Here is a 23,880-nt window from a genome sequence, read left to right as displayed (position 1 = left end):
CCGTTGTCGTTCACGCGGGTTGCAGTTGGCGGCCCAGCGCTGTGCTCGGTTCGATGCGCGGGCCGCGCACCCTCGCCCGCAGGAAGAGGAAGAACAGGGTGATCAACAGCGCGGTGCGCAACCACACGCCGAACTGGACGATCCCTTCCATCAGCTCGACGCCCTCGCCCTCGCCCAGCGCGGCGAAGTACCGGAACACCCCGACACCCACCGCCGCATCGGCCACCAGATAGGCCGCGACCAGCGACCACGGCACCTCCAGCAACACCAGGAACGGAATTATCCACAGGGTGTACTGGGGTGAATGCACCTTGTGGAAAAGCATGAAGGCGGCCAGCATCGCCGCACTCACGCCCACCCACGGGTACGCCGAACTCAGGGTCCAGCGCCGCCAGCCCAACCACATGGCCAGCGCGAACCCGCCGAAGATCAAGGCGGGCGAGGCAATCGAAACGGCGTCGTGCCAGGTCTGTGTCGTTTCCGCGGCGCGGCCGAAGAGGAGCTGGTGACCCCAGTACCAGATCGAGTTGGTGGTGATATCGGCCTGGCGCAACTGCTGGAACGTGATCGAGGCGCGCCAGCCCTCCACCCCGGCCAGCACGAACGGCAGGTTCACCGCCACGACCGTGGCCATCGCGGCCAGCAAGGTCTGCGCGGCCCCAGCCACGTCGAGTTCGCTGACCCGGCGCCGACCGCGTGGGGCGCCCTCGGTGAGCACGAACACCGCGAGCGGGAGCACGAAGATTCCCGGATAGAGCTTGAGACAGAAACCCAGCGCGAGCAGCACCGCGGCGATGATTCCGCGGGTGCGCACGGACAGGCCGGTCAGCATTGTCATCACGTAGACCGCTGCCACCGCCGTGCACACCACCGGCAGTTCCCAGTTGTGGAAGGCATAGAACACCAGCGGCGGGCCGATCGCCCACAGCAGCGCCGCCGGGCCTGCGAGCCTGGCCAGCATCCAGGCTGTGAGCAGGGCGAACGGTGCGAGCAACAGCGCCGAGTGCCACAGGAAATCGGCGTCGTTGTCCACCCCGATGGCACCCGCCCACATCAGCACGCCGCTGAGCACCGGGTATTCCACCGCGCCGCCGGTCAGCGCGCCGTCGTCGGTGATCGCGCCGTCGACGTACGGGAAGACGTGATTGTCGATATCGCGGCCGAGCCACAGGAATTGGATGTCGGAATAGCAGACATCCGAATCCTTGCGCTCCTCGAATACCAGACTGCGACCGGATTCATCGATCGCGCCGCCCGCGCACCGGGCCTTGTTGGCATAGGCCAGCGCCAGGGTGAGTCCACACAGCAGCATCACCAGGATGCTCAAGACCGCGGCCCGCGTCGCGCCGCGTCGTGCTGCGCGCTGTCGCGGGCCGACTGTGGTCATGGCGACCACATTATGCGGCGGTGCCGCGATGACCGGCGTTCACCCGCGGCAGGCATCGATTTCGCTGGTCACTACCCGCTCATGTAGCCTTGGCGGGTTGCTGACGCAACGAACCCTCCTGCCATGGAGAGTCCATGGCCGTTTCCTAGTCCACAGGAGGTGATTGGTCCGTGCGTCAATATGAAGTAATGGTCATCCTCGACCCGAGCCTGGACGAGCGCATCGTCGGGCAGTCCCTGGATACCCTGCTCACGGTCGTCAAGACCGAGGGCGGCAACGTCGACAAGGTCGACATCTGGGGCCGCCGCCGGCTCGCCTACGAAATCGCCAAGCAGGCCGAAGGCATTTACGCGATCGTCAACCTGACCGCGACCCCGGCCACCGTGAGCGAACTCGACCGCCAGCTGGGCCTGAACGAGACGGTGCTGCGCACCAAGGTTCTGCGCAACGACAAGTAGTCCGCACCTCGAATTTGTCGGAGCCTGGCTTTAGGCTCGAGCGCAAATCCCGAGATTGCGGACTGCACCCCGAGCAGGAGGAACCCCATGGCAGGCGACACGGTCATTACCGTCATCGGAAACTTGACGGCAGACCCGGAGCTTCGTTTCACGCCCGCAGGCGCAGCGGTGGCGAATTTCACCGTCGCGTCGACTCCCCGTGTGTTCGATCGCAATTCGAACGAATGGAAAGACGGCGAGGCTCTGTTCCTGCGCTGCAACATCTGGCGTGAAGCAGCGGAGAACGTCGCCGAGAGTCTGACCCGAGGCGCTCGCGTCATCGTGAGCGGACGGCTCAAGCAGCGCTCCTACGAAACCCGCGAGGGTGAGAAGCGCACTGTGGTCGAGCTCGAGGTCGACGAGGTCGGTCCCTCGCTGCGATACGCGACTGCGAAGGTCTCCAAGGCCGGTCGCGGTGGCGGAGGCGGCGGTGGCGGCTTCAGTGGTGGTTCCGGCAATGCCGGTGGTGGATCTAGCGCAGGCGGCTACAACGCCAACAATGGCGGCGGACGTCCGGCCGGCGGCAGCAATGCCGGTGGCGAAGACGATCCGTGGGGTAGCGCGCCCGCGGCCGGCTCCTTCGGGGGCGGCGGCCGCATGGATGACGAACCGCCGTTCTGATCGAACGGCACTCATAGTACGGAGAGAAAACCATGCCTAAAGCGCCCGCGCGCGAAAAGGTACTGAAGAAGAAGGCCTGTGCTTTCTGCAAGGAAGCAAAGTCCGGAATCGTCAATATCGATTACAAGGACACCACGCTGCTGCGTAAGTACGTCAGCGATCGCGGCAAGATCCGCGCTCGCCGCGTCACCGGCAACTGCGTCCAGCACCAGCGTGACATCGCTGTCGCCGTCAAGAACTCGCGTGAGGTGGCTCTGCTTCCTTACGTGTCGACCGCTCGCTGAGAAAGGGAGTCACACAGATGAAGCTCATCCTCACCGCTGATGTCGACAACCTCGGCGCCCCCGGCGACCTTGTCGAGGTCAAGGACGGCTACGGCCGCAACTTCCTGCTGCCCCGCGGTCTGGCCATCCAGGCCACCCGTGGCGCCCAGAAGCAGGTCGACGGAATCCGTCGCGCCCAGGACGCCCGCAAGGTGCGCGACCTGGATCACGCCAACGAGCTGAAGCAGGCCATCGAGGGCCTCGCCGAGGTCAAGCTGGCCGTGAAGACCGCCGACAGCGGCAAGCTGTTCGGTTCGGTCACCAACACCGACGTGGCTTCGGCCATCAAGGCCGCTGGTGGCCCCGTGGTCGACAAGCGCAGCATCGAGCTGCCGAAGTCGCACATCAAGGCGACCGGCAAGCACGGCATCGTGGTGCACCTGCACCCCGATGTGGCCGCGAAGTTCAACCTCGAGGTTGCTGCGAACTAGTTCTCGGCCGCCTCGACTCTGGACTGACCGAAGGGTGCGACGAAGGAGTACCCGTAGGGAGGGAAGAGTCGAGGCCCACAGGGCCGAGAACTGCGGCGCCAGCCGCCGATGACACAGTTCGCCGGAAACCACCCCTGTGCTTGCATAGGGGTGGTTTCTGCTTGCCTTTTTCGGGCCGATTTCGCGATAACTGATGGGTAGCCCATATCGCGGTCGGCGCACGTCGTGTTGCGCGGCTCACGGTCGGTAACTGGTTGACCTCCGGTTATTCACCCTGTGGATGACCGAGGAAACCGACCGGCAGATTTGTGACTCCAGTCATAGCCTGCACCATCGCTGTTTACCCAACACGCCCGGCTGTTCACCTTTACCGACACGCCGGAACTTCTTTCATCCACAGGGCCGAAGTTGGACAAACTAGGTCCTAGCAGGGTGTTTTACCGTATTGACCTGGGTTTTCCCCATGTTTTCCACAGGCGCTGCACAACAACGGGTGAACTACCCCCAAGTTATCCACAGTTGTGTGCACATGCCGGGTTGGCGAGTCCCGAAAACGTCGCCTAGGTTCGTCGCATCGCCCTGCGCGGCGCCCCGGGAATCACGCAGGCAACCGATTGCTGACATCGGTGTCGGTGTCCGGGAGTACAACGAGTACATCGATGTGTAACCCCCGGTTCTGCGGGCAGAGAGGACTCCCCTGGTGACAACCACCGGTGACCGCGCGCAAACCGAGTTCACGCCTGAACCCCCCGGCGAGGACTTCGGCCGTCAGCCTCCGCACGACATGGCCGCCGAACAGTCCGTCCTCGGCGGCATGCTGCTGAGCAAGGACGCCATCGCCGACGTGATCGAGGTGCTGCGCCCCGGCGACTTCTACCGCCCCGCGCACCAGGCCGTCTACGACACCATCCTCGACCTCTACAGCCGCGGCGAACCCGCCGACCCCGTCACCGTCTCGGCCGGTCTCGACCGCCGCGGCGAACTCAAGCGCATCGGCGGCCCGCCCTACCTGGTCACCCTCACCCAGACCGTCCCCACCGCGGCCAATGCCGGCTTCTACGCCGAGATCGTGGCCGAGAAGGCCATCTTGCGCCGCCTCGTCGAAGCGGGCACCCGCATCGTCCAGTTCGGCTACGCGGGTGCCGACGGCCAGGACGTCGCCGAAGTGGTCGACCGCGCCCAGGCCGAAATCTACGAAGTCACCGAACGCCGCACCACCGAGGACTTCACCCCGCTGGAAGAACTCCTCCAGCCCACCATGGACGAAATCGACTCCATCGCCTCCCGCGGCGGCATCTCCCTCGGCGTCCCCACCGGTTTCACCGAACTCGACGAGCTCACCAACGGTCTGCACCCCGGTCAGATGATCATCGTGGCGGCCCGGCCCGGTGTCGGTAAGGCGCTGGCGCTCGACACTCCGCTGCCGATGTCCGGTGGTTGGACCACGATGGGTGAGGTTCGCGTCGGTGACGAGCTGCTCGGGGCAGACGGCAGACCGACCAGGGTGGTCGCGGCCACCGAGGAGATGACCGACCGGCCTTGCTACGAGGTCGAATTCTCCGATGGCACCGTGATCACCGCTGACGAAGAACATCAGTGGACCACGCTCGCCCCCACCCTGGCGCCGCATCCGGTGGTCCGGACGACCGGCGAGATCGCGCACAGCCTGCGCACCCCGAGAGACAATTTCGCCCACATGGTGCCCCGAACCCCGCGTTCGGCGGCCCGGCAGATCGTCGATGTCCGCAAGGTCGACCCGGTACTCGTCCGCTGCGTCGAGGTCGACAACACCGATCACATGTACCTGGCCGGCCGCACCATGGTGCCCACGCACAACTCCACGCTCGGCATGGACTTCATGCGCAGTTGCTCGATCAAGCACGGCATGGCCAGCGTCATCTTCTCGCTCGAGATGAGCCGCACCGAGATCGTCATGCGTCTGCTCTCGGCCGAGGCGAAGATCAAGCTGGGCGACATGCGCTCGGGCCGGATGAGCGATGACGACTGGACCAAACTGGCTCGCCGCATGAGCGAGATCAGCGAGGCACCGTTGTTCGTCGATGATTCGCCGAACCTGACGATGATGGAGATCCGGGCGAAGGCGCGGCGACTCAAGCAGCGCCACGACCTGAAACTCGTTGTGGTGGACTACCTACAGCTGATGAGCTCGGGCAAGAAGGTCGAGTCCCGCCAGCAGGAAGTCTCGGAATTCTCGCGCCACCTCAAGCTGCTCGCCAAGGAACTCGAGGTTCCGGTGATCGCGATCTCGCAGCTGAACCGTGGCCCGGAACAGCGAACCGACAAGCGGCCGATGGTCTCCGACCTCCGCGAGTCGGGCTGCATGCCCGCATCGACGCGAATCCTGCGCGCTGACAACGGTGCTGAAGTTACCTTGGGCGAACTCCTCGCGAGTGGGGAGCAGCCGCTCGTATGGTCGCTCGACGAGCGGATGCGAATGGTCGCCCGCCCGATGGTGAAGGTCTTCCCGAGCGGACGCAAGGAAGTACTCCGGCTCAAACTCGCCTCCGGCCGCGAGGTGGAAGCCACCGGCAACCACCCGTTCCTGACGGTCGACGGCTGGATCGCCCTCGACAAGCTCGCGATCGGCGACCGCCTCGCTACCCCGCGACTCGTTCCGGAACCCGTGCACACGACGCGACTGCCCGAAGCCGAGATCGTGATGCTCGCGCACATGATCGGCGACGGCTCGTGCGTGAAGCGCCAGCCGATCCGCTACGCCAGTATCGACGAGGAGAACCTCGCCGCCGTCACCACAGCCGCCGAGCACTTCGGTGTCAGTGCGGTACGCGACGAATACGCCGCAGCGCGCGTCACCACCCTGCGCCTGCCCGCGCCGTTCCATCTCACCCACGGCAAGCGCAACCCGATCGCCGCATGGTTGGACACTCTGGGCCTGTTAGGACTGCGTAGCTACGAAAAGTTCATCCCCGAACCTATTTTCGCGCTACCCAACGATCAGATCGCGCTGTTCCTGCGACACCTGTGGGCAACCGACGGATCCGTACGCTGGGATGCCAAGGCTCGACAGGCCCGCGTGTACTACGCCTCGACCAGCCGTCGCCTTGTCGACGATGTGAACCAGTTGCTGTTACGCCTCGGCGTACACGGCCGCATCAAAACCGTCCGTAAGGCGAACTACCGCGACTGCTACCACCTGACAATCGACGGCGGCGAGAACCAGACGACGTTCCTGCGCGACGTCGGCGTCCACGGCGCCCGCGGCAAGTCCGCAGAAGCTGCTCTGGTCGAGCTTGCCCCCCTGGCCCGAAACACGAACGTCGACACAGTCCCCGCCGAAGTCTGGAACCGCGTTCGAACGCTGCTTGCCGATAAGCAGATGACGCACCGAGAGTTCTCCGCCGCCATGGGTTCTCGCTTCTGCGGCAGCACCATGTGGAAGCACTCCCCGAGCCGCTCACGCCTTGCTCGGGTTGCCGCCGTCCTCGACAACGCTGACATCGACATGCTCGCCACCAACGATGTCTTCTGGGACAAGATCGTCGAAATCACCAGCCTCGGCGAACAAGATGTCTACGACGGAACCGTCCCAGGAACACATAATTTTGTCGCACAAGGCATTTCAGCGCACAACTCGCTCGAGCAGGATGCGGACATGGTCATCCTGTTGCACCGCCCCGATGCCATCGAACGCGACGACCCGCGTGGCGGCGAGGCCGACCTCATCGTCGGCAAGCACCGTAACGGCCCCACCGCGACGATCACCGTTGCCCACCAGCTGCATCTGAGTCGCTTCGTGGACATGGCCCGCGGCTGATTCTCTGCCGGGTAGTTGGCTTGCTCGAGCTCCTACCAATAACTGGAGGTCAGCCGCAAGGGAAGAAGTGAAACAGGCTTCAAGGGCGGACCGGGCGGTGGTGGACCTGTTCCCATGCCGCGATGGCGGCGTCCCATTGTTCGCCGGACAGAGTAGTGAGCGACATGGGAAACAGGCCGTCCTCTTCCTTTTCGATATGCGGCCACAGCGTCGCCAACGACGCCAAAACCTGTTCCCGCCCTTCCGGATCGGCTAGGTCGGCGGTGGCCAGCACGACCGTCATCTCCCGATGCTCGGCCTCCAATGCCTCGATGTAGGTGACGCACTCCGGGTCGTCCCGCATCACCGCGAAGAACCCCTGTTCTTCCCCGGCCCAGTGGTCAACGAGTTGGTGCTGGAGCTGCACCAGATCTCGCTTCGCGTCGGTGAGTTCGCCACGTTCGAGCGCACGGCGGATGTCGCCCGAGAGGTTGTAGACGGCTTCGTGTTCGGCGATGAATTCCTTGATCAACGGAATCTCCCGGCAGCCGCAGTAATGGCACACGTCCGTCAGTCCTTCACCTGGCCGAAGCCCAGAAATTTGATGGCAGGAACCCAGATGGCCAGGGCGAGATTCAGGGTCTGCGACCCGGTGCGTACCGCTGCCCGAAGCGAGGTCACCCGCCCAGGAAACCACACCCGAAAGCGGGCACGGCATCGGACACGCAACAATCCAGCAATCTGACCCGGTCTCGAATAGAACGCCGACGACCGACGACGCCACCGCCCGGCGTGGCGAATCGCCGCCGGTTTCTCATCCGGCATACCGTGACGCGATGTCCGATTCGCTGACGCTGCCACGATGGCGGTGGCCGATCATCGCCGGTATCGGGGTCGTCGTCGCCGCGGCGGCCTATCTTCTCGCGGTGCGTACCGGCACCGGTCAAGCCATCGAGAACGCCGCGTTGCGTGGCGCGGACCAGGCGTCCGAGCGGGACGCGAACAGAGCCTCGAGCAGCCTGCACCAGATCACGATGTACTCACTCGGGCTCGCGGTGCTCGTCGTGGCCGTGATCGCGGTGGTGCGTCGGCGATTCGATCTGCTGATCGCCGCGGTGGGGGTGATCGTGGCTGGGCAGGTGGTCGTGCAGACGCTCAAACGGTATGTGTTGCCGCGACCCGAACTGGTCGAGCTCACTGGGCATTTCGCGCAGAACAGCCTGCCGAGCGGGCATACGACAATCGCGATGACGGTGTTGTTCGCGACCGTCATCGTCGTGCCGTATCGCTGGCGCGGACTCGCCATGATCGTCGTGCTCACCTGGGCGGTCGGGATCGGCCAGTACACCTTGACCGCGAAATGGCATCGCCTGAGCGACACCATCGCCGCCGACGCCATCTCGCTGGCACTGGCCTGCCTCGCGTCATGGTGGCTGGTCGCGCGCGGCGGTGTCGGGCGCTATACCGGGCGCGCCAAGGTTATTCCGGTGCTCGTCACGGTGCTGGCGGCAGCATCGGCGCTGATCATCCTGTTGCTCGGGGCCGTGCTGTGGGGTGCGCCGCTGCGCGAGGAAGGCGTCGCCACCGCCACCCGCGACGACGAATGGAACATCTACCTCGGCGCCACAGCGTTCGCGTCCGCCGGTTCCGTTATTACCGCCCTGGTTTTTCTCGCCGCCTGGCACCGCCTCGACACGGCGGAAATCTCTACCGACGAACAGAAACGAGGCCTCGACTCTGTTCATCGGTCCGACGGCGACCGCGTCACCTGAGGACGGGGACGGCGGTCTGGGTGGCGCCTGGAATCGGCAGCGGTCCGGATCACCCCGCTGACGGGACCAGGGTGTTCTGCCGGGCCGCGGTCCACCACTGCCCGTCCTGCTTGACCAGTACGTAGAGCGCGACCATCGCCGGTTCGGTGTCGATCAGGGTGCCGTCGGCGGTGGTGGCGCGTGCTGTTTTGTGGGCTATGGCCAGGTCCGGGCGCAAGAAGGTGATGTCGACGACGTCGTAGCGGACGTATTCGTCCTTCAGGAATCCGGCCAGCCCGCGCCGGTTCGCGTCGAGCAGCGTGTCGTGGCCGGTGATCAGCATGCCGGCCGCGTTGCCGACCACGGCGTTCGCGGTGAACTGCGCGGTCATGAGTTCCGCGTCGTTGGTGTTGTACGCGGTCTGTGTGTCGGCGATGATCTGGCGGATCGCGGCGATGTCGGCCGTGTGGTCCACGGTGGCGTCGTCGACGACTGGGGGCTGAATCATGTTGGAGCTCATGAGAGAACCATCGACCCTCAACCATGGTTTAGGTCAAGAGGGTGTGGTCTGCGACTCATCCGGTTGAGTCCTGCTTGAATTCGATTCAGCATTTTGGCCGATAGGCGACTGCGTACACCGCATTCGTCGGCAGTTCTCCGCAGGTTCTTGAATTTGATTCAATACATGTGGCAGTCTGAGGCTGTCGATGCGATCACCCGTCGAGACATCCACGCCGCGGAGGGAGCGGCGCGTACCCCTGACGGGCCCGACATCGTGGAATCTCAGTGCTGTGCGGAAGGACCTTCTCCATGAGCAAGACGCCATCCCGTGACCCAGGGTTGTGATCAGATGACGACACGCTATGTCGACGTATTGATCATCGGTGCCGGTCTGTCCGGGATCGGCACGGCCTGCCAGCTCACCAGGGAGAAGACCGGTCGTAGCTTCGCGATCATCGAACGCCGCGGCAATGTCGGTGGAACGTGGGACCTGTTCAAATACCCCGGAATCCGGTCGGATTCGGACATGTTGACCTTCGGTTTCGGATTCCGCCCATGGATCGGCACCAAGGTCTTGGCCGACGGGCCCAATATTCGTCGCTACATCGAGGACACCGCCCGCGAATACGGCGTCTTCGAAGATATTCACTTCGGCCGCAAGGCGATTCGTGCCTCCTACGACAGCACCACTGGACTGTGGACGAGCGAGGTCGTCGACGAACGCTCCGGCGAGACCGAGAGCTGGACGTCGAAATTTCTCGTCGGCGCCACCGGCTACTACGACTACGACCAGGGATTCCAGCCCGAATTCCCCGGTGCCGAGGACTTCACCGGCCAGATCGTGCACCCCCAGCATTGGCCCGAAGACCTTGACTACCAAGGCAAGAAGGTCGTGGTCGTCGGTTCGGGTGCCACCGCGATCACGCTGATTCCGGCGATGGCCGACGACGTCGAACACATCACCATGCTGCAGCGCTCACCCACCTACATCATGGCGCTGCCCTCGGACGACCCAGCCGCGATCGCGATGCGCGCGGCCCGCGTGCCCGACAAGATCGCCTATCGCATCGGGCGCGCCCGCAATATCGCGTTGCAGCGCGCCAGTTTCCAGCTCTCGCGGACCAGCCCGGAGTTGGCCAAGAAGGCGTTGCTGAAGCAGATCAAGCTGCAGGTGGGCGACAAGATCGATATGAAGCACTTCACGCCGTCCTATAACCCGTGGGATCAACGGCTGTGTGTGGTGCCCAACGGCGATCTGTTCAAAGTCCTCCAGAGCGGCAAGGCCGACATCGTCACCGACCGCATCGCGGAATTCACCGAGAAGGGCATTCTGCTCGAATCGGGGCAGGAGCTCGAGGCCGACATCATCGTCACCGCGACCGGCCTGAACGTCCAGATCGCGGGCGGCGCCGAACTGGTTGTCGACGGTGTGCCGGTCAACACCCGCGAGTCGGTGCTCTACAAGGGGGTGCTGATGTCCGGCGTGCCCAACGCCATGATCGTCCTCGGCTACACCAACGCTTCGTGGACGCTCAAGGCCGACCTCGCCGCGCAGTACTTCTGTCGCTTACTCAACGCCATGCGCGACGGTGGATATTCACAATTCTCGGTGCGGGCGAGCGCCGACGACTTCGCTGAAACATCCGTCATGGGTGACGACCTGACCGCCGGATACATCAAACGCGGTGACGGGGTCATGCCACGGCAGGGACGGCGCGCTCCCTGGAAGGTCGTCAACAACTATTACCGCGACCGTGTATCGCTGGGCAAAGACGAACTTCTCGACGGTGTCTTGCGGTTCGACACAATCACCGCGCCGGCGCGGCGCTGATCTCACCTGATGCGAAAACGAAAGATGACAATGATGTCGACCGGGCGCGGGCGCCGCACACAGTTCTACCGAGATCTCCCTGACGTGACCGTCGGCCGGGCCGAGAGCGGGGAGGTGCTGCGTGTCAGCACGATGACGGCGCGGATCGCCCCTGGCATCACGATGCGTGCCGACGCGTATCGCGTGCTGTACCGCTCAACCGACCTGGCGGGGAACCCGATCACGGTGTCGGGCGCGATATTGATTCCCCGGCAGAGTTCCGGGTCTGTTCCGCTGGTCGGGTTCGCTCCCGGTACACAGGGAATGTCGCGTTCGGCGTCGGTATCACGGCTGCTCGAGCAGGGACTGGAATACGAAGGCGTGTTCATATCGCTCGCGCTTGCTCGCGGCTGGGCGGTCGCGGTCACCGACTACCCCGGACTCGGCACGCAGGGAACCCATCCCTATGTGATCGGTTCGACCAACGGTCGCGCGCTGCTAGATGTCATGCGGGCCGCGCGCTTTCTGCTCGGAACCCGATCCACGCAGGTGAGCCGGTACGGGATCTACGGTTACTCCGAAGGCGGCAACGCGGCCGCCTGGGCCGCGCAGCTCAACGCCGCCTACGCCCCGGATCTGCCGTTGGCCGGTGTCGCCGTCGGCGCTCCGCCCGCCGACCTCGCGGAGATGGGCAGAAGCCTCGATCGCACTGCGGGCGTGTTCCTGCTCATGTACTCGGCGTTGGGTCTGGCAGCCAGCTTCGATGACTTGGACCTCGAGCGATGCCTCAACACCGCGGGCAAGGCCATGATGCCGTTCGTCCGTCGACTACACCCCTTGTTGCTCGCCGCGGCCGGGTTCATGCTGCCCAAATCTCGCACCTTCTACCTCAGCACCGACCCGTTCGAGGATCCGGCGTGGATCGAGCGGATGCGGGAGGTCAGCCTCGGGTATCTGCCGCCGACCGCGCCCGTGCTCGTCGGGCACGGCGAGCGCGACCGAGTGGTCGCCTATCGGCAGACCGAGCTGCTCACACAGCGTTGGCGCGAACTCGGTGTCGAGATCAGCGCTCACCGGATCCCATTCGGCGGCCACTTCACCTCGGCACCGCGATTCGCCCGCGCCGGGTTCGCATTCCTTGCCGATCGCTTCGCCGAAGCGGACCGAAAGCCGAGCTCAGAGCTCGCATCTTGATGCCGTGTCGGGGGGTGTCACGCTGCGCGGAGCTGGTTTGACGTGTCGACGGGACGGGACATATCTTCAACTCGACCAGTCTTCAACGGCTGTTCCAGGGCGGAGGTTCAGTGGCAGGCAACCGACGCGGGGAGGCGGCGCGAGCGGCGCTGCTCGACGCGGGCAGGGATGCGTTCAGCCACCAACGGTACGAGGAAGTCTCGATTGTCGACCTCGCGCGCACCCTCGGTGTCGCCGCGGGCTCGATCAGCTACCACTTCGGTGGCAAGCGTGGCTTCTATCTCGCCGTTATCGAGCAAGCCTTCGACGAGTTCCGCGCCGACATCCTGGCAACGCGGGGACCGGCACTGGAGTGGCTCAACCGCGTCATCGACAGCCTGCTCGACCGGGCCGAGCAGCATCCTGGCGGGTACGAGCTGATGGTCGCCGATGTCGCCGACACCCAGGTCCGCCAGATCAGGGACCGGAGCTTCGACCAGATCACCGAGCAACTCGCGCTCGAGCTCACCGGCGCCGAACCCGGCCCCGTTCTTCGCGCCGCGATCACCGGCTGTATCGCGTCGATCGAAGGCTTGGTCCTGCACTGGCTGCACACCGACGCCCTCACCCGCGACCAAGTCCGCGAGCTCATCGTGACCAACTACATCGGGGCGGTGATCAGCGCGATCCGCGTCGACCCGACCATCCGGATCCGCGATGAGATGATGGACTCGATCCTCGCCGACCCGCAGGCACTCGCCGAGTTCGTTCCGCCGGAACTGCGCTACAAGCTGATGGAGATCGTCATGGCCAACCCCACGATCCTGTCGATGTTCCTGCCCGTGGACCCGCCGGTATCGGCCGAAACCACCTGAACACAACGCGACAGAGATCGGGATCAGGGTGGGGAAGACGAAGCTGTTGTTCAGTCCGATGGTGTTCGCGTACTGGATCGTGTCGGCCGTGGCAGCGGTGCTGTATTACTTCTGGTCGATCCGTGCGGCGACCTTCGTGGCTTCCTGGTCCTGGTCCGATGAGTCCGTGGCGGTTGTGGTCGGCCTGCTGGGTGGACTGCTGTTCGCAATGATCACGTGGCCGTTCGTTCTCATGGTGGTGTGGTGGGGCAGGCGGGCGTACCTGCAAAAAGTCGCAATGCCGGTCACCGGGACAGTGACCGAGTCCGGGCATCGCGTGACGCACACCAGCAACAATCCGTTCGCCACTCATCGGGTGCGCCTGAAGGTGGCGTTCACACACCCGACCACCGGGGTCGAGTGCTGGACGAAGAAAGAATTCGCGATGGCCGAGTTCCGGCGATCCACGGCGAAAGCGCTGCTGCACCGATTCCCGGCCGGCACCGAGCTACCGATGCTGGTACGCGGACGAACCACCGGCTTCGACCTCCAACATCGACCACAGTGGGTCGACCTCTGGTGAAAACAACGCTGCTCCGGGCACCGATGGTTCTGATGACGTTGGCGGTCGTCACCTCCTGCGCAACCCCATCGACCGAACCACAACTGACCACAACCTCGCAGCCAGCCAAATACATGCCCCGAGCCGACTACTCGTGCGATGCTGACGCACCGACCGGCCGAGTCTTCGCCCTCGAACGCTCCGACGAACACCCGTTCGATGTGCAGGTTCCCGAACTGCGTGGATGGGTGCGCAACGAGGTCCCCGGAGCGCGGACCGGAGGCCTATCGCTCTGGCGCCGTGACCAGCTTCCGAACGATTTCCGCAGCCCAGCCGCGATGATCACCGTCACCATTTCCAGTCGGCAACTTTCGGAGGCAGAAGCATTGGAAAGCATGCGTCGTGCTCGGCACGCCATGCCCGATTGGCAATCCCACGTCGATGAACAGCTGGCCGCCTGCGGCCGGAGCAGTCGGCACGTCGTCGGCACTTTCACCAGCTCATCGGAGGAATGGTGGGAAGACCGCCGACTAGTCGTGTGCGTCTGCGGTGGAGCTGTTCATACGATCCATTTGGCAGGGCGAGCCAAGATGACCGACTTGGACAGGTTCGGGCCCGACCTAATCTCCGTCCTCAACGGGCTTCAGATCCTTGTGTGACAACTGTCAGGCGTCACACTGAGGCCCTACTCACACGCAGTCAACCCCATAGCCGACTGACACCCACCGCGCCGTCCGCTCGGGTGAAGTCGATCCGCAGATCATCGCGGGTTGCCACATAGGGCACCAGCACATCGATGGCGGGCCCTTCCCTATGCTCGAGTAAGGCCTTGACCGCAGTGCCGAAGAACGGCGCTGAGACAGTGACATCGAACACAATTACGCGGGCTCGCAGCGTGACGCGATCACCCGGGAGTTCGATCGTCGCTGTCACAGCATGTTCTTCGCCGATCACAGACTGCCCAGCAAATCTGCGCATACCTTTCCGTCCGGCGCGGTCGATGACCAGCATGAACGGTTGAAATGACTCTGCCTCGGCCAAGACCTGAGCCGCCGCCTCGACACCGTCTCGCAGAAGGGTGTCGTAATCGTCCTGTACATGCTGCGGGGCTACGGTTCGCCAGTCCATTGGGATACACCTTGCTCGAGCGAACGATGTGTCAATAAGCTTGTCCCCGTTATACGGGGGTGTGTTCATGAACCTACAGGTCGATCCCGAAGCGCTCCGACTAGGAGCATCAGAGCTGCGGGTCCAACGCGGACTATTCGACGATGTACTTTCCGGCATCAGATTCGAGTACGCAAACCTTACCGATGTCTGGACCGGCTCGACCGCAGACTACGTGACCGCCCTGTGGGATCAGCTGTTACCGCAGGTGAGTATCCACATCGATGCGTTGAATCGCTTAGCCACGGCCTTGACCACCGCCGCTGATTCGTTCGTTGCCCAGGATCAACAGTTCGCCGAACGGGTCTCGGCTGTCGCATCGAGTCTGGACCTACCGTGACGTCCCGCAAGTACGACTTGGAAGCGATGCAAACGTTCATCGACCTACTCGACCAGGCGATAACGGCCATCGGTCAGCGCACCGAAGCGACCAAGAACGTTGCCGACGGTGTGCTCTCCCAGTTCAGCGGCACTGCCGCCCAGGCCTTCTCCGACAGCCAAACCGACTGGCTCACCGGCACCAAGTCCTACACCGACGAGCTCCGCATGGTGCGAGACAAAATTGCGTTAGCCCATCGCAACTACTCGCAGGCCGAGCAAGCGAATCGCGAGATGCGTGCGTGACCAACAGGACTCGTGATGACCACCGTTAACCCCGGCACCTACTACAACGTCGGCGGTGGACTGATCAAGGTGAGCGCCATCCTCGAAGGTCAGCTCCGCGCATTAGACCGCGGGCTGGATGTTTCCCGGTCCGCAGGCCGATATCCCTACGGCGGCTCGAAGTGGGGGCGCAGTTTTGATCAGTCGGCTTCAGATCTCTTCGAGGCTGGTTCGACCGCAGCGATGGCATGCAACGCCCTCGGCATTCAGATCCATATGGCTGGCGAGAACCTCGCACGTAGTGAAAATATCTCGCATCCTGGAACTCAGACTGTAATCCCAGTCATTCCGACGGGAACAAGCCTCACGATGAATCTGCACCCAACACAACTGTCAGTCGGTGGCACCGAGACCAACCCGAATCTCTGGGAGTTGGTCGAGGCGGAGGTGACCCGGAAATGGGCCGACTGCGACGAAACCAGGATCGGCACGGCGGGCGAGCTTCTGAAATCCCATGGCACAACGACATCGGATTACGCCACTCAGCTGTACGTCAGCATCAACACGCTATTCCCCGAAGACGCACAACGCGACGATACGATCCTTGCCGAGTACGTCCAAGACACCGCGTTCGTCTGCAAGGCGATTCAGGCGCACTCGGATGCCGCGAACTACCTTGGCATCGCATGCGACACCGTCGCACAGACCGCCAAATCAGCAAAGGAAGACTGCCGAAAGTCGCTGAAACTGCTCTCAGCCATCATCACCTCGTACGAGTTGGACAAGATCGCGGTCGAGCGATTGCCAGCAAGCGATGGCGGGCAAGAGTATCTCGACTGGATGATCGCATCCAACAAGACCGAATACGCGAAGGCCATCTCCGACCGGCTCGGAAACATCGAAACAACGGTCGGCGAAGCCGTTGAGTCGAATGAGGGTATCTATGTGATGGTGACGGCCGAGATGGCTGATTTGAAGGCCATCTTGGGTCGGACACCGCGAAGCACCAAATATATCTCTCGGGAAGCGGGGCAGAACAGCAAGGCAGGCAAGGACGGGGAGGCTCGCGCTGGCATCGACCCGACCACCCGGAAGCGGCAAATCGCTATCATTGACCGCGATGGCGAGAAGCACACGTCTTTCCCGGACCGCATCGATGACGAGAACAGGCAGATCACCGAGGTCAAGAACACAAACGAAATCGCCCCGTCGAAGCAGCAAATTCTCATACAGGAGCAATATGCAAGGGACAATGGCTACACCATGACCCTGATTGTCGATCACCGCACACAGATCAATGATCCAGACATCCAGGGCATGATCGATACGGGACAGATCGAACTGATTCGGATGGAACTGGACGACGGGCCATCATGAACATCGAATACGCCCGGATGCCGTTCGGGAGCGAAAACGGCGGCACCGCGTGGATGGCCGATCTTCCTGTTCGCTACAGGCACGGAGAGAACGGGTTCGACCGGCGGATCATGGAGGATCTCGCCGCAGTGGGGGTTCCTTGCTACACGCTAGGTGACCTCGCCAATGGGCCCCGGACGATTCCGCAGGGAATTCCGGTCTTCATCGACTGGCTGGGGAACCTCGATGCGCGGATTCCTGGGCCCGAAACCGAGCATCGCTCGGCGATCCGCTCGGGGTTGATTCGCAACCTCATCGATCCGGCAGCGAGGGGCAATCAGGAAGCCATCGATCTTCTCATCGCTCAGGTCCGTCGGAACCCCCCGATCCCTGAGCGGATGCAGACCTGGGCATGCGACGGACTGCGGCTCATCGGGCGGCCGGAGCACTTCAGCCAGATTGTCGAGCTACTCGACGCATTGCCAGACGGGACGGCGATGTACCCGCTGATCGAGTACCTCGGGAAGGTGAAGACCTCGGACTCGCGCGATGTAGCCGTGCGGTACCTGGACAGCATCGCACGTGGCAGTGCGATCAAGGCATTGGTTCAGATGAAGGCGGCCGGAGTTCGCGACCTCGTCGAACCATTCGTTCGAGACCGGGTGCCCTCCGTGCGCAAGGCGGCTGCGCGGGCGTTGGAGAAGCTGCCTGAGTGAGGACGAGCCGCAAGCTTCGCTCGCCGACCACGGCCCGGTACCGATCGCGCAACCGATCGACAACAGATAGCGACCTCTCGGCAAACCGGGTGGATGCGGCGGATGATGGTTCGATGACCGACCCGATCCTGCAGGTGAAGTGGAAGTCTGCGCCCGAAGACCATGATTATTCCGCTGCCGCCGACTATCTCGAGTTATTGGGTGACAAGGCGATGGTCGACGCGATCGTGGCCGGGCTCATGGCCGCGCCGGTGGTTGTCAAGAAGGCCAAGGATATTCTGCGGGCCTCTCAGCTCGATGCCCTCACCCCCGACAACCCGCATGTCCGCAAGGACCTGCTCAAGGTGAACGAGGGCAAGAAGCTCTCGCCGATTCTGCTGGTGCGCGGTGACTGCCGCCGGAACGTGCCGATGCTGATCGCCGACGGGTATCACCGCGTGTGCGCGCTGTACTGGGCCGACGAGAACATCGAGATTCCCGCCAAGATCGCCACGATGCCATGACATTCGCGACCCTGGCGCTGGTGGTCGCGCTCGGGTTGATCGGGCCGCTGCTCGCCTTGCCGAAGCAGCTGTATCTGCCGGTACTGCTCGGCGAACTGATCGCGGGAATCATCTTCGGCACCACCGGTTTTCGTATTCTCGACCCCACCGACCCGATCTTCGTGTTCCTCGCCGACATGGGGTTCGCGCTGGTGATGTTCGCCGCGGGGACCCACGTGCCCGTGCGTGATCCGCGGGTCCGGACCGCACTCGGCAGCGGGGCGGCGCGGGCCGTGCTCGTCGGCGTGGTCGCGGCGGTCGCGGGCTGGGCGGTGGCGCAGGCGTTCGATCTCGGGCACGCGGCCGTGTACGCGGTGCTGATGGCGTCGTCGTCCGCGGCGATGGCGTTGCCGATCATCGACTCGATGCGGTTGAGCGGGCCACCGGTGCTCGCGCTCACCGCACAGGTGGCCATCGCCGACACCGCGTGCATCGTCGCGCTGCCGTTGGTGATCGATCCGGCGAACGCTGCGAGAGCCGCGCTCGGCGCGGTGGTCGTCGCGCTCTGTGCCGTCGTGATGTTCTTCGTCCTGCGATTTCTGCAGAAGACGGGTGCGCAGCGTCAGGTGCACGAGGTGTCCGAGGACCGGAAGTTCACGCTCGAACTGCGGGTGAGCCTGGTCCTGGTGTTCGCGCTGTGTGGGGTGGCGAGCACGATGGGAGTCTCGATCATGCTCGGCGGGTTCGCGGCGGGGTTGGCGGTGGCCGGGGTCGGCGAGCCACGGCGGGTGGCCAAGCAGGTGTTCGCGATCAGCGACGGACTGCTCGCTCCGCTGTTCTTCGTGTGGCTGGGCGCCCGGCTCGATCTGCGGGAATTCGGGGAGCATCCGCGGTTCATCCTGCTCGGCCTCGCCCTCGGCTTCGGTGCTGTCGCAGTGCACTGCGCGGCGCGCCTGCTCGGCCAGCCGGTGGCCTACGGCGCGCTGGCCGCGGCACAGATCGGGGTGCCGGTCGCGGCGGTGACCGTCGGGAGTCAATTGGGGGTGCTCGTGCCGGGTGAGGGCTCGGCGATCATGCTGGCGACGCTGTGCACCATCGCGGTGGCGGCGCTGGCGGCCGGGCGACTCGCGGCGAAGATGCCTGCCACTGCGCTCGGGTGAGCCGATCGGGTTCCTGTTCGCGTCAGTAACGATCTTGCTGGTGGTCACGACATTGTTCGTGACATGCGGCCCGTCGGGGGGCCTGCCCACCTGTAGGTCATTCGAACGGGATCAACATATGAATCTGCGTGAGTTTCTTGCGAAACATCGCATTGCTTCGGCTGTTGCCGCGCCTGCGGCGTTGGGCGTCGCGGCGATCGTGGCCGCTTCGTTCGCGGTGACGTCGCAGCCGGCTTCGCCGAGCTACGAGCTGACCACGTCGGTGACCGAGTGCCGCGAGATGGTGACCATCTCGGTGGCCGGGCGCAACGACACCCCGGTCGATGGCACGACGGCGATGCTGCTCGATGCCAATGGGAATCCGCTGCCCGCCGCGCTGTCGGGTGACCACAGCAGTGTGTGGGTGGATCCGGTGGTGAACGCCCCGCGCGATGCTGTGGCCGAGGGTGATTACGCGGCGGTGTACATCGCCTACCCGGCCGATCTGGCGAGTTATGAGGACGCGGTCAACCGCGGTGTGGAGAACACCCAGCAGGTGATGCGGGAGATCTCGGCGGCCTGCCCGGACACCAAGTTCTCGATCGTCGGCTACAGCGAGGGCGCCGATGTGGTGCGTCGCGTGGCCGAGGGCATCGGCAACGACGACCCCGCCGACGGCTACGCGACCGTGAACCCGGACGACGTGCTCGGTGTGGTGATGTTCGCCGATCCGGGCCGCAAGTCCGGCGACGGCACCTTCCTCGGTGCGGACGACCCGTTCGCGCGCCCCGACAACTTCGACCAGAAATACCAGGACGGCAAGACGCCGGTCTCGGGCCAGGGCGTAACCACGGGCGCTGATTTCGGCGCGCTCAACGGCAAGATCGCCTCGTTCTGCTCCGAGGGCGACCTCACCTGCGCGGCACCGGACAACATCTCCCTGCTGCAGCTGGCCGCGAATGTGGGTCGTCAGATCAATATCGACGAACTGCAGCGCGCCGACCTGGAGCGCAACGGCATCACCGCGATCACCCCGGCGATGGGCCAGGACATGGCCTTCACGCTGGGCCGGATCGCGATGGCCGCGTTCTCCGATATCGGCTCGAACCCGAACTGGATGGCCAGCGACGAAACCTTCCTCGACGTGCTGCTGAAGGTGTCGGACCCGGATTACAAGCCGGGCCAGACCACCACTGCGGTCAAGGCCGACACGATCTCCGGCGAGCAGATCTCGCCGCTGGCGTACCTGCCGCAGAAGATCTTCAACGAGATCGTCGGACTGATCGTGACGAACCAGAACACGATCCCGGTGGCGATGAACGATCCGTACCAGCTCACCCTTGGCCCGAACGGCACCGGTCACCACTTCGACTACTGGCGTGACTCCGACGCCACGAACGGCAAGCCGCTGACCTCGGCGGAGTACGCCGCGGCGTGGCTGACGCACCTGGCCAAGCAGGCGCAGGCGGGCGAGACGGTGGACACCAAGGCCGCGCCGGACGATGCCTCGGTGACGGCCGCGCTGGCAGCTCCGACCAAGCCTGCGACGACGACCACCGCGGCGCCGACCAGCACATCGAAGAAGTCGACGACGACCAGCGCCAAGTCGACTACTACGTCGAAGGAACCGACCACGACCCCGTCCACCACCGTCGCCCCGTCGACCACCACCCCGGAACCGGCAACCAACCAGGCGGTCGCCCCCGCGCCGACCACCGAGGTCGAACCGACCACCACCGTGGCTCCCACCACGACGGTCGCCCCGACCACCACCGTGGCCCCCACCACGACGGTCGCTCCGACGACCACTGTTGCCCCGACCACTACCCCGTCGGCCAACTAGTCACCGACCACGAATCCCCGGCGAGGCAGCAAGCTGCTACCTCGCCGGGGATTGTGCTTTGTCCGGCAGGAGACTCGCGTAATCACACCGCGACGGGTTCCGCGACCACCGGGCGCTCGGCACGCTCACCGCGGGTAGCGACGATCAAAACCAGCAGCCCGGTCACCGCGAATCCCATCCCGACCCACAGTGGCGACACCCAGCCGAACCCGGCACTGATCGCCAGCCCCGACAGCCACACGCCGAGGAAGTTGCCCACGTTGAAGGCCGCGATATTGGCCGAGGAGGCGAGAGTCGGTGCGGCACCGGCATTGTCGAGCACCCGCATCTGCAGGCCGGGGGTGGCGCCGAAGCCGAAGAATCCCATGGCAGGCAGCAGGAGCAGTGCCGCGATCTTGTAGTCGGCGAGCAATGCGAACGCCGCCAGCGAGAGCGCAAGGGCCAGCGTGAGGGCGACCAGGGTGCGGGTGAGGGCGCGGTCGGCCCAGCGGCCGCCGAGCAGATTGCCGAAGAACAGGCCGACACCGAACAACACCAGTAACCAGGGCACCACGCCCTCGGAGAATCCGGTGACGCGGGTGAGCAGCGGTTCGATGTACATGAACGCACCGAACATGCCACCGAACACCAGCACGGTCATGACCAGCGAATACCAGACCTGGGTGTTGCGGAATACCGATAGTTCGGCCCGCAGGTCCGGCCGTTCGCGGGTGGCTGGTGCGTCGGGGACGAGCGCGGTGATGCCTGCCAGCGCGACCAGCCCGACGACGGTGATCACCACGAACGTGGCTCGCCAGCCCCACTGCTGCCCGATGAACGTGCCGAGCGGAACACCGAGAACGTTGGCGACGGTGAGCCCGCCGAACATGATCGAGATGGCCCCCGCCTTCTTCTCCGGTGCGACGAGCGAGGAAGCGAGCACGGCCCCGATGCCGAAGAACGCACCGTGCGCGAGTGCCGCGATGACCCGCCCGCTGAGCAGCGCCGCGTAGCCAGGAGCCAGCGCCGAGGCCGCGTTGCCGACGGTGAACAGCACCATGAGCAGCTGCAACGCGCGCTTGGGCGGCCAGCGGTTGACGAGCGGAGTGAGCGCGAGTGCCCCGATGACGACGGCGAGCGCGTAACCGGAGATCAGGTAGCCGGCCGTGGGCACCGAGACGCCGAGGTCGGCCGCCACCGGGGAGAGCAGCCCCGGCGATGACGAATTCGGTGAGCCCGATGCCGAAGCCCCCGAGCGCGAGAGCGATGAGACCGAGTGGCATGTGAACGCTTCCTTCCATCAAGAGCCGATTACCCGCGTGTGCAACTAACTCCACACGAAGATAGTTGCACACGCTCTATATTGCAACCGCCAGCTATACTCGTCACATGGGCATTGCTGATGACGCCATCGAGGTGCGGGCGACCGGCTGGCGTACCCTGGCCGCGCTGCACGGGCACATCGAGACCGCGCTCGAACGCGAACTGGTGCGCGAGCACGAGCTGTCGATCGTCGAGTTCACCGTGCTCGACGCACTGGCCCGCCAGGACGGCTGGCACATGCGGATCTCCCAACTGGCCCGCGCCGCCGCTTTGTCGGCGAGCGCGACGACCCGACTGGTCAATCGACTGGAAGCCCGCGGCTTCCTGGTGCGCGTGCTGTGCGCCGACGACCGCCGCGGCATCTACACCGAACTCACCGATACCGGCCGCGCCGCCTACGAGAAGGCGAAACCGACCCACGATCGAGCGCTCGAGAAAGCGCTCGCCGACGCCGAACAGATCCCGGAACTGGCACCTCTCATCGGTTTCCTGCACCGGGTTCCGGCGCCGAACTGACACGCGACATCGATACCAACGCGCCGATCATGGTGACTGTTGCGAGCACCGGTGCAATGATCGCCTGGTGACTCAGTGGCTCCCCCTCCTCGGCTCGCTCCCCGTCGCCGGCGCAGTTCTGGTCGGCGTCATGGCCAACAACCGAACCCACCGTGCCGGAATCACGGCCGCCGACGAGCGCGGCAGGCAGGCACTCGACGCCGCGCAGCGCAATGTCGAGCTGTCGAACATGGTGGGCGACCAGCGCGATCACGAGGCGTGGCGCCGCGAGGCGGTGCTCGCCGCGGTCGCCTCGATCCTGGAGACCTCGGCCTCGGTGCGCGCCGATCTGACCACCTGCGGTGAATGGGATCTGGTGACCGCCGACGAGATCGACAGCGTCGGCGCGCAGATGCACAAGGTGATCTGGGATCGCCCCGGCGGCATGCTGACTCGCTTGCGGGTGGTGGCCCATCGCCGGATTCCCAACAAGTGCGAAGACCTGTTGCGCACCCTCACCGCTGCTCAGCACATCACGATGCAGCGGCTGAAACTGCACATCGACGTGGAGGCGACCGTCGAGGAGCTCGAAGAGATGGCCTCGCTGTGGCAGAAGGCTATGCGCCATGCCGCCGAGCAGGAGCGGGCACTGGTCGAGACCACGCGCATCGAACTGGGTATCGAGATCGCCACGAAAGGCTTCGGCGTAGATCCTGTTCCATTGCCGCAGCCGGTGGTCGCCGAAACCGGTTCGGCGGAAGTCGAATTCGAGGCAGTTATCGAGGAGCGGCCCACCGAGCTGGAGCAGTCGGCCGAGCCGCAGCACGCCGAGCCGCAGTCCGCCGCCGAGCCGCAGCCCGCCGCCGAGCCGCCGCACGCGACCGCAGCGCTGCCCGCGACCGAAGCACCGCAGCAAGACGATCCGCGCGACGCCGTCGACCCGCGCGAAGCACAGACCGTCAAGGTCTGACCCCCTCGACAAGAAGCGGGGGGGCGCGCCGGCGGGGGCGGGCCCCGCCGGGGCATAAGAGGCACCCACCCCGTCAGGGGGAGCCGCGGAGAAAAAAGCGGACAACAAAGAGTTGGAGGAGG

At 64.6% G+C, this 23,880-nt stretch carries 24 protein-coding genes and 1 pseudogene; 20 read left to right on the top strand and 5 right to left on the bottom strand.

Going from position 1 to position 23,880, the window contains the following annotated elements; all coding sequences use genetic code 11:
* Positions 1 to 10: 10 nt before the first annotated feature.
* On the bottom strand, positions 11 to 1,387 hold the full coding sequence (locus ACFXKN_RS18730; protein ID WP_379433467.1) for a hypothetical protein: 1,377 nt from the start codon (positions 1,385 to 1,387) through the stop codon (positions 11 to 13).
* 170 nt (positions 1,388 to 1,557) lie between these two features.
* Between ACFXKN_RS18730 and rpsF the strand changes: the two genes are divergently transcribed.
* From rpsF to ACFXKN_RS18705, 5 genes are all read left to right on the top strand, one after another.
* Positions 1,558 to 1,845: a 30S ribosomal protein S6 gene (gene rpsF / locus ACFXKN_RS18725; RefSeq protein ID WP_056823926.1), complete on the top strand. Its 288-nt coding sequence runs from the start codon at positions 1,558 to 1,560 to the stop codon at positions 1,843 to 1,845.
* An 87-nt stretch (positions 1,846 to 1,932) separates the two neighbouring features.
* Positions 1,933 to 2,505 carry a single-stranded DNA-binding protein gene (locus ACFXKN_RS18720; protein ID WP_378904447.1) on the top strand — a complete coding sequence of 191 codons (573 nt, stop codon included), beginning with the start codon at positions 1,933 to 1,935 and terminating at the stop codon, positions 2,503 to 2,505.
* Between the two features lie 32 nt (positions 2,506 to 2,537).
* Positions 2,538 to 2,789: a 30S ribosomal protein S18 gene (gene rpsR, locus ACFXKN_RS18715; protein ID WP_056823934.1), complete on the top strand. Its 252-nt coding sequence runs from the start codon at positions 2,538 to 2,540 to the stop codon at positions 2,787 to 2,789.
* 17 nt (positions 2,790 to 2,806) lie between these two features.
* Entirely contained in the window at positions 2,807 to 3,259 is a 453-nt protein-coding gene (gene rplI / locus ACFXKN_RS18710; protein ID WP_378947581.1) for a 50S ribosomal protein L9, read from the top strand.
* 784 nt (positions 3,260 to 4,043) lie between these two features.
* Positions 4,044 to 7,055 (top strand): replicative DNA helicase, encoded by a 3,012-nt coding sequence (locus ACFXKN_RS18705; RefSeq protein ID WP_379433491.1) that lies wholly within the window; start codon positions 4,044 to 4,046, stop codon positions 7,053 to 7,055.
* A gap of 79 nt (positions 7,056 to 7,134) precedes the next feature.
* Here the strand turns inward: ACFXKN_RS18705 and ACFXKN_RS18700 are convergent, their stop codons facing one another.
* Positions 7,135 to 7,566 carry a hemerythrin domain-containing protein gene (locus ACFXKN_RS18700; RefSeq protein WP_379433466.1) on the bottom strand — a complete coding sequence of 144 codons (432 nt, stop codon included), beginning with the start codon at positions 7,564 to 7,566 and terminating at the stop codon, positions 7,135 to 7,137.
* Positions 7,567 to 7,870: 304 nt separating this feature from the next.
* On the opposite strand from ACFXKN_RS18700, the gene ACFXKN_RS18695 reads away from it, so the two are divergent.
* Positions 7,871 to 8,806, top strand: coding sequence for a phosphatase PAP2 family protein (locus ACFXKN_RS18695; RefSeq protein WP_379433465.1), 936 nt, complete (start codon positions 7,871 to 7,873; stop codon positions 8,804 to 8,806).
* Positions 8,807 to 8,855: 49 nt separating this feature from the next.
* Here ACFXKN_RS18695 and ACFXKN_RS18690 read toward each other — a convergent pair whose 3' ends face one another.
* Entirely contained in the window at positions 8,856 to 9,305 is a 450-nt protein-coding gene (locus ACFXKN_RS18690) for an SgcJ/EcaC family oxidoreductase (RefSeq protein ID WP_379433464.1), read from the bottom strand.
* Between the two features lie 330 nt (positions 9,306 to 9,635).
* Here ACFXKN_RS18690 and ACFXKN_RS18685 point away from each other — a divergent pair, with 330 nt between their 5' ends.
* The 5 genes from ACFXKN_RS18685 (at position 9,636) to ACFXKN_RS18665 (ending at position 14,344) form a co-directional block, all read left to right on the top strand.
* Positions 9,636 to 11,117, top strand: coding sequence for a flavin-containing monooxygenase (locus tag ACFXKN_RS18685; RefSeq protein WP_379433463.1), 1,482 nt, complete (start codon positions 9,636 to 9,638; stop codon positions 11,115 to 11,117).
* Between the two features lie 24 nt (positions 11,118 to 11,141).
* The gene (locus ACFXKN_RS18680; RefSeq protein ID WP_379433462.1) at positions 11,142 to 12,290 is read left to right on the top strand and encodes a lipase family protein; all 1,149 of its coding nucleotides are present in this window, start codon (positions 11,142 to 11,144) and stop codon (positions 12,288 to 12,290) included.
* Positions 12,291 to 12,400: 110 nt separating this feature from the next.
* Positions 12,401 to 13,144: a TetR/AcrR family transcriptional regulator gene (locus tag ACFXKN_RS18675; protein ID WP_378947552.1), complete on the top strand. Its 744-nt coding sequence runs from the start codon at positions 12,401 to 12,403 to the stop codon at positions 13,142 to 13,144.
* A 28-nt stretch (positions 13,145 to 13,172) separates the two neighbouring features.
* Positions 13,173 to 13,706, top strand: coding sequence for a hypothetical protein (locus tag ACFXKN_RS18670; protein ID WP_378947548.1), 534 nt, complete (start codon positions 13,173 to 13,175; stop codon positions 13,704 to 13,706).
* Positions 13,703 to 14,344 (top strand): hypothetical protein, encoded by a 642-nt coding sequence (locus tag ACFXKN_RS18665; protein ID WP_378947545.1) that lies wholly within the window; start codon positions 13,703 to 13,705, stop codon positions 14,342 to 14,344. The genes ACFXKN_RS18670 and ACFXKN_RS18665 overlap by 4 nt, the downstream gene beginning before the upstream one ends.
* Before the next feature lie 40 nt (positions 14,345 to 14,384).
* Here the strand turns inward: ACFXKN_RS18665 and ACFXKN_RS18660 are convergent, their stop codons facing one another.
* Positions 14,385 to 14,813 (bottom strand): hypothetical protein, encoded by a 429-nt coding sequence (locus ACFXKN_RS18660; protein ID WP_378947542.1) that lies wholly within the window; start codon positions 14,811 to 14,813, stop codon positions 14,385 to 14,387.
* A 67-nt stretch (positions 14,814 to 14,880) separates the two neighbouring features.
* Here ACFXKN_RS18660 and ACFXKN_RS18655 point away from each other — a divergent pair, with 67 nt between their 5' ends.
* The 7 genes from ACFXKN_RS18655 to ACFXKN_RS18625 all read left to right on the top strand — a co-directional run bounded on the left by ACFXKN_RS18655 (position 14,881) and on the right by ACFXKN_RS18625 (position 20,991).
* On the top strand, positions 14,881 to 15,192 hold the full coding sequence (locus tag ACFXKN_RS18655) for a WXG100 family type VII secretion target (RefSeq protein ID WP_378947539.1): 312 nt from the start codon (positions 14,881 to 14,883) through the stop codon (positions 15,190 to 15,192).
* Entirely contained in the window at positions 15,189 to 15,476 is a 288-nt protein-coding gene (locus ACFXKN_RS18650; protein ID WP_378947536.1) for a WXG100 family type VII secretion target, read from the top strand. The genes ACFXKN_RS18655 and ACFXKN_RS18650 overlap by 4 nt, the downstream gene beginning before the upstream one ends.
* Positions 15,477 to 15,491: 15 nt before the next feature.
* A complete protein-coding gene (locus tag ACFXKN_RS18645; RefSeq protein WP_378947533.1) occupies positions 15,492 to 16,832 on the top strand; it encodes a putative toxin in 1,341 nt (446 codons plus the stop codon).
* Positions 16,833 to 16,942: 110 nt separating this feature from the next.
* Positions 16,943 to 17,527: a HEAT repeat domain-containing protein gene (locus tag ACFXKN_RS18640; RefSeq protein WP_379433461.1), complete on the top strand. Its 585-nt coding sequence runs from the start codon at positions 16,943 to 16,945 to the stop codon at positions 17,525 to 17,527.
* Positions 17,528 to 17,652: 125 nt separating this feature from the next.
* On the top strand, positions 17,653 to 18,030 hold the full coding sequence (locus ACFXKN_RS18635; protein ID WP_378948205.1) for a hypothetical protein: 378 nt from the start codon (positions 17,653 to 17,655) through the stop codon (positions 18,028 to 18,030).
* Positions 18,027 to 19,169, top strand: coding sequence for a cation:proton antiporter (locus ACFXKN_RS18630; protein WP_378947527.1), 1,143 nt, complete (start codon positions 18,027 to 18,029; stop codon positions 19,167 to 19,169). The genes ACFXKN_RS18635 and ACFXKN_RS18630 overlap by 4 nt, the downstream gene beginning before the upstream one ends.
* 118 nt (positions 19,170 to 19,287) lie before the next feature.
* Positions 19,288 to 20,991: a cutinase family protein gene (locus ACFXKN_RS18625; RefSeq protein WP_378947522.1), complete on the top strand. Its 1,704-nt coding sequence runs from the start codon at positions 19,288 to 19,290 to the stop codon at positions 20,989 to 20,991.
* A gap of 82 nt (positions 20,992 to 21,073) precedes the next feature.
* Here the strand turns inward: ACFXKN_RS18625 and ACFXKN_RS18620 are convergent.
* Positions 21,074 to 22,253, bottom strand: a pseudogene (locus tag ACFXKN_RS18620) (MFS transporter).
* Positions 22,254 to 22,359: 106 nt separating this feature from the next.
* Here ACFXKN_RS18620 and ACFXKN_RS18615 point away from each other — a divergent pair.
* Both ACFXKN_RS18615 and ACFXKN_RS18610 read left to right on the top strand, forming a co-directional pair.
* Positions 22,360 to 22,809, top strand: coding sequence for a MarR family winged helix-turn-helix transcriptional regulator (locus ACFXKN_RS18615; protein ID WP_378947513.1), 450 nt, complete (start codon positions 22,360 to 22,362; stop codon positions 22,807 to 22,809).
* 67 nt (positions 22,810 to 22,876) lie between these two features.
* Entirely contained in the window at positions 22,877 to 23,758 is an 882-nt protein-coding gene (locus ACFXKN_RS18610; RefSeq protein WP_379433460.1) for a hypothetical protein, read from the top strand.
* Positions 23,759 to 23,880 lie beyond the last annotated feature (122 nt).

Origin of the sequence: Nocardia sp. NPDC059195 (genome assembly GCF_042754695.1) — a bacterium.
Classification (GTDB): Bacteria; Actinomycetota; Actinomycetes; order Mycobacteriales; family Mycobacteriaceae; genus Nocardia.
Note: the sequence above shows the minus strand (reverse complement) of the source record. Positions and strands in the feature narration are given on the sequence as shown.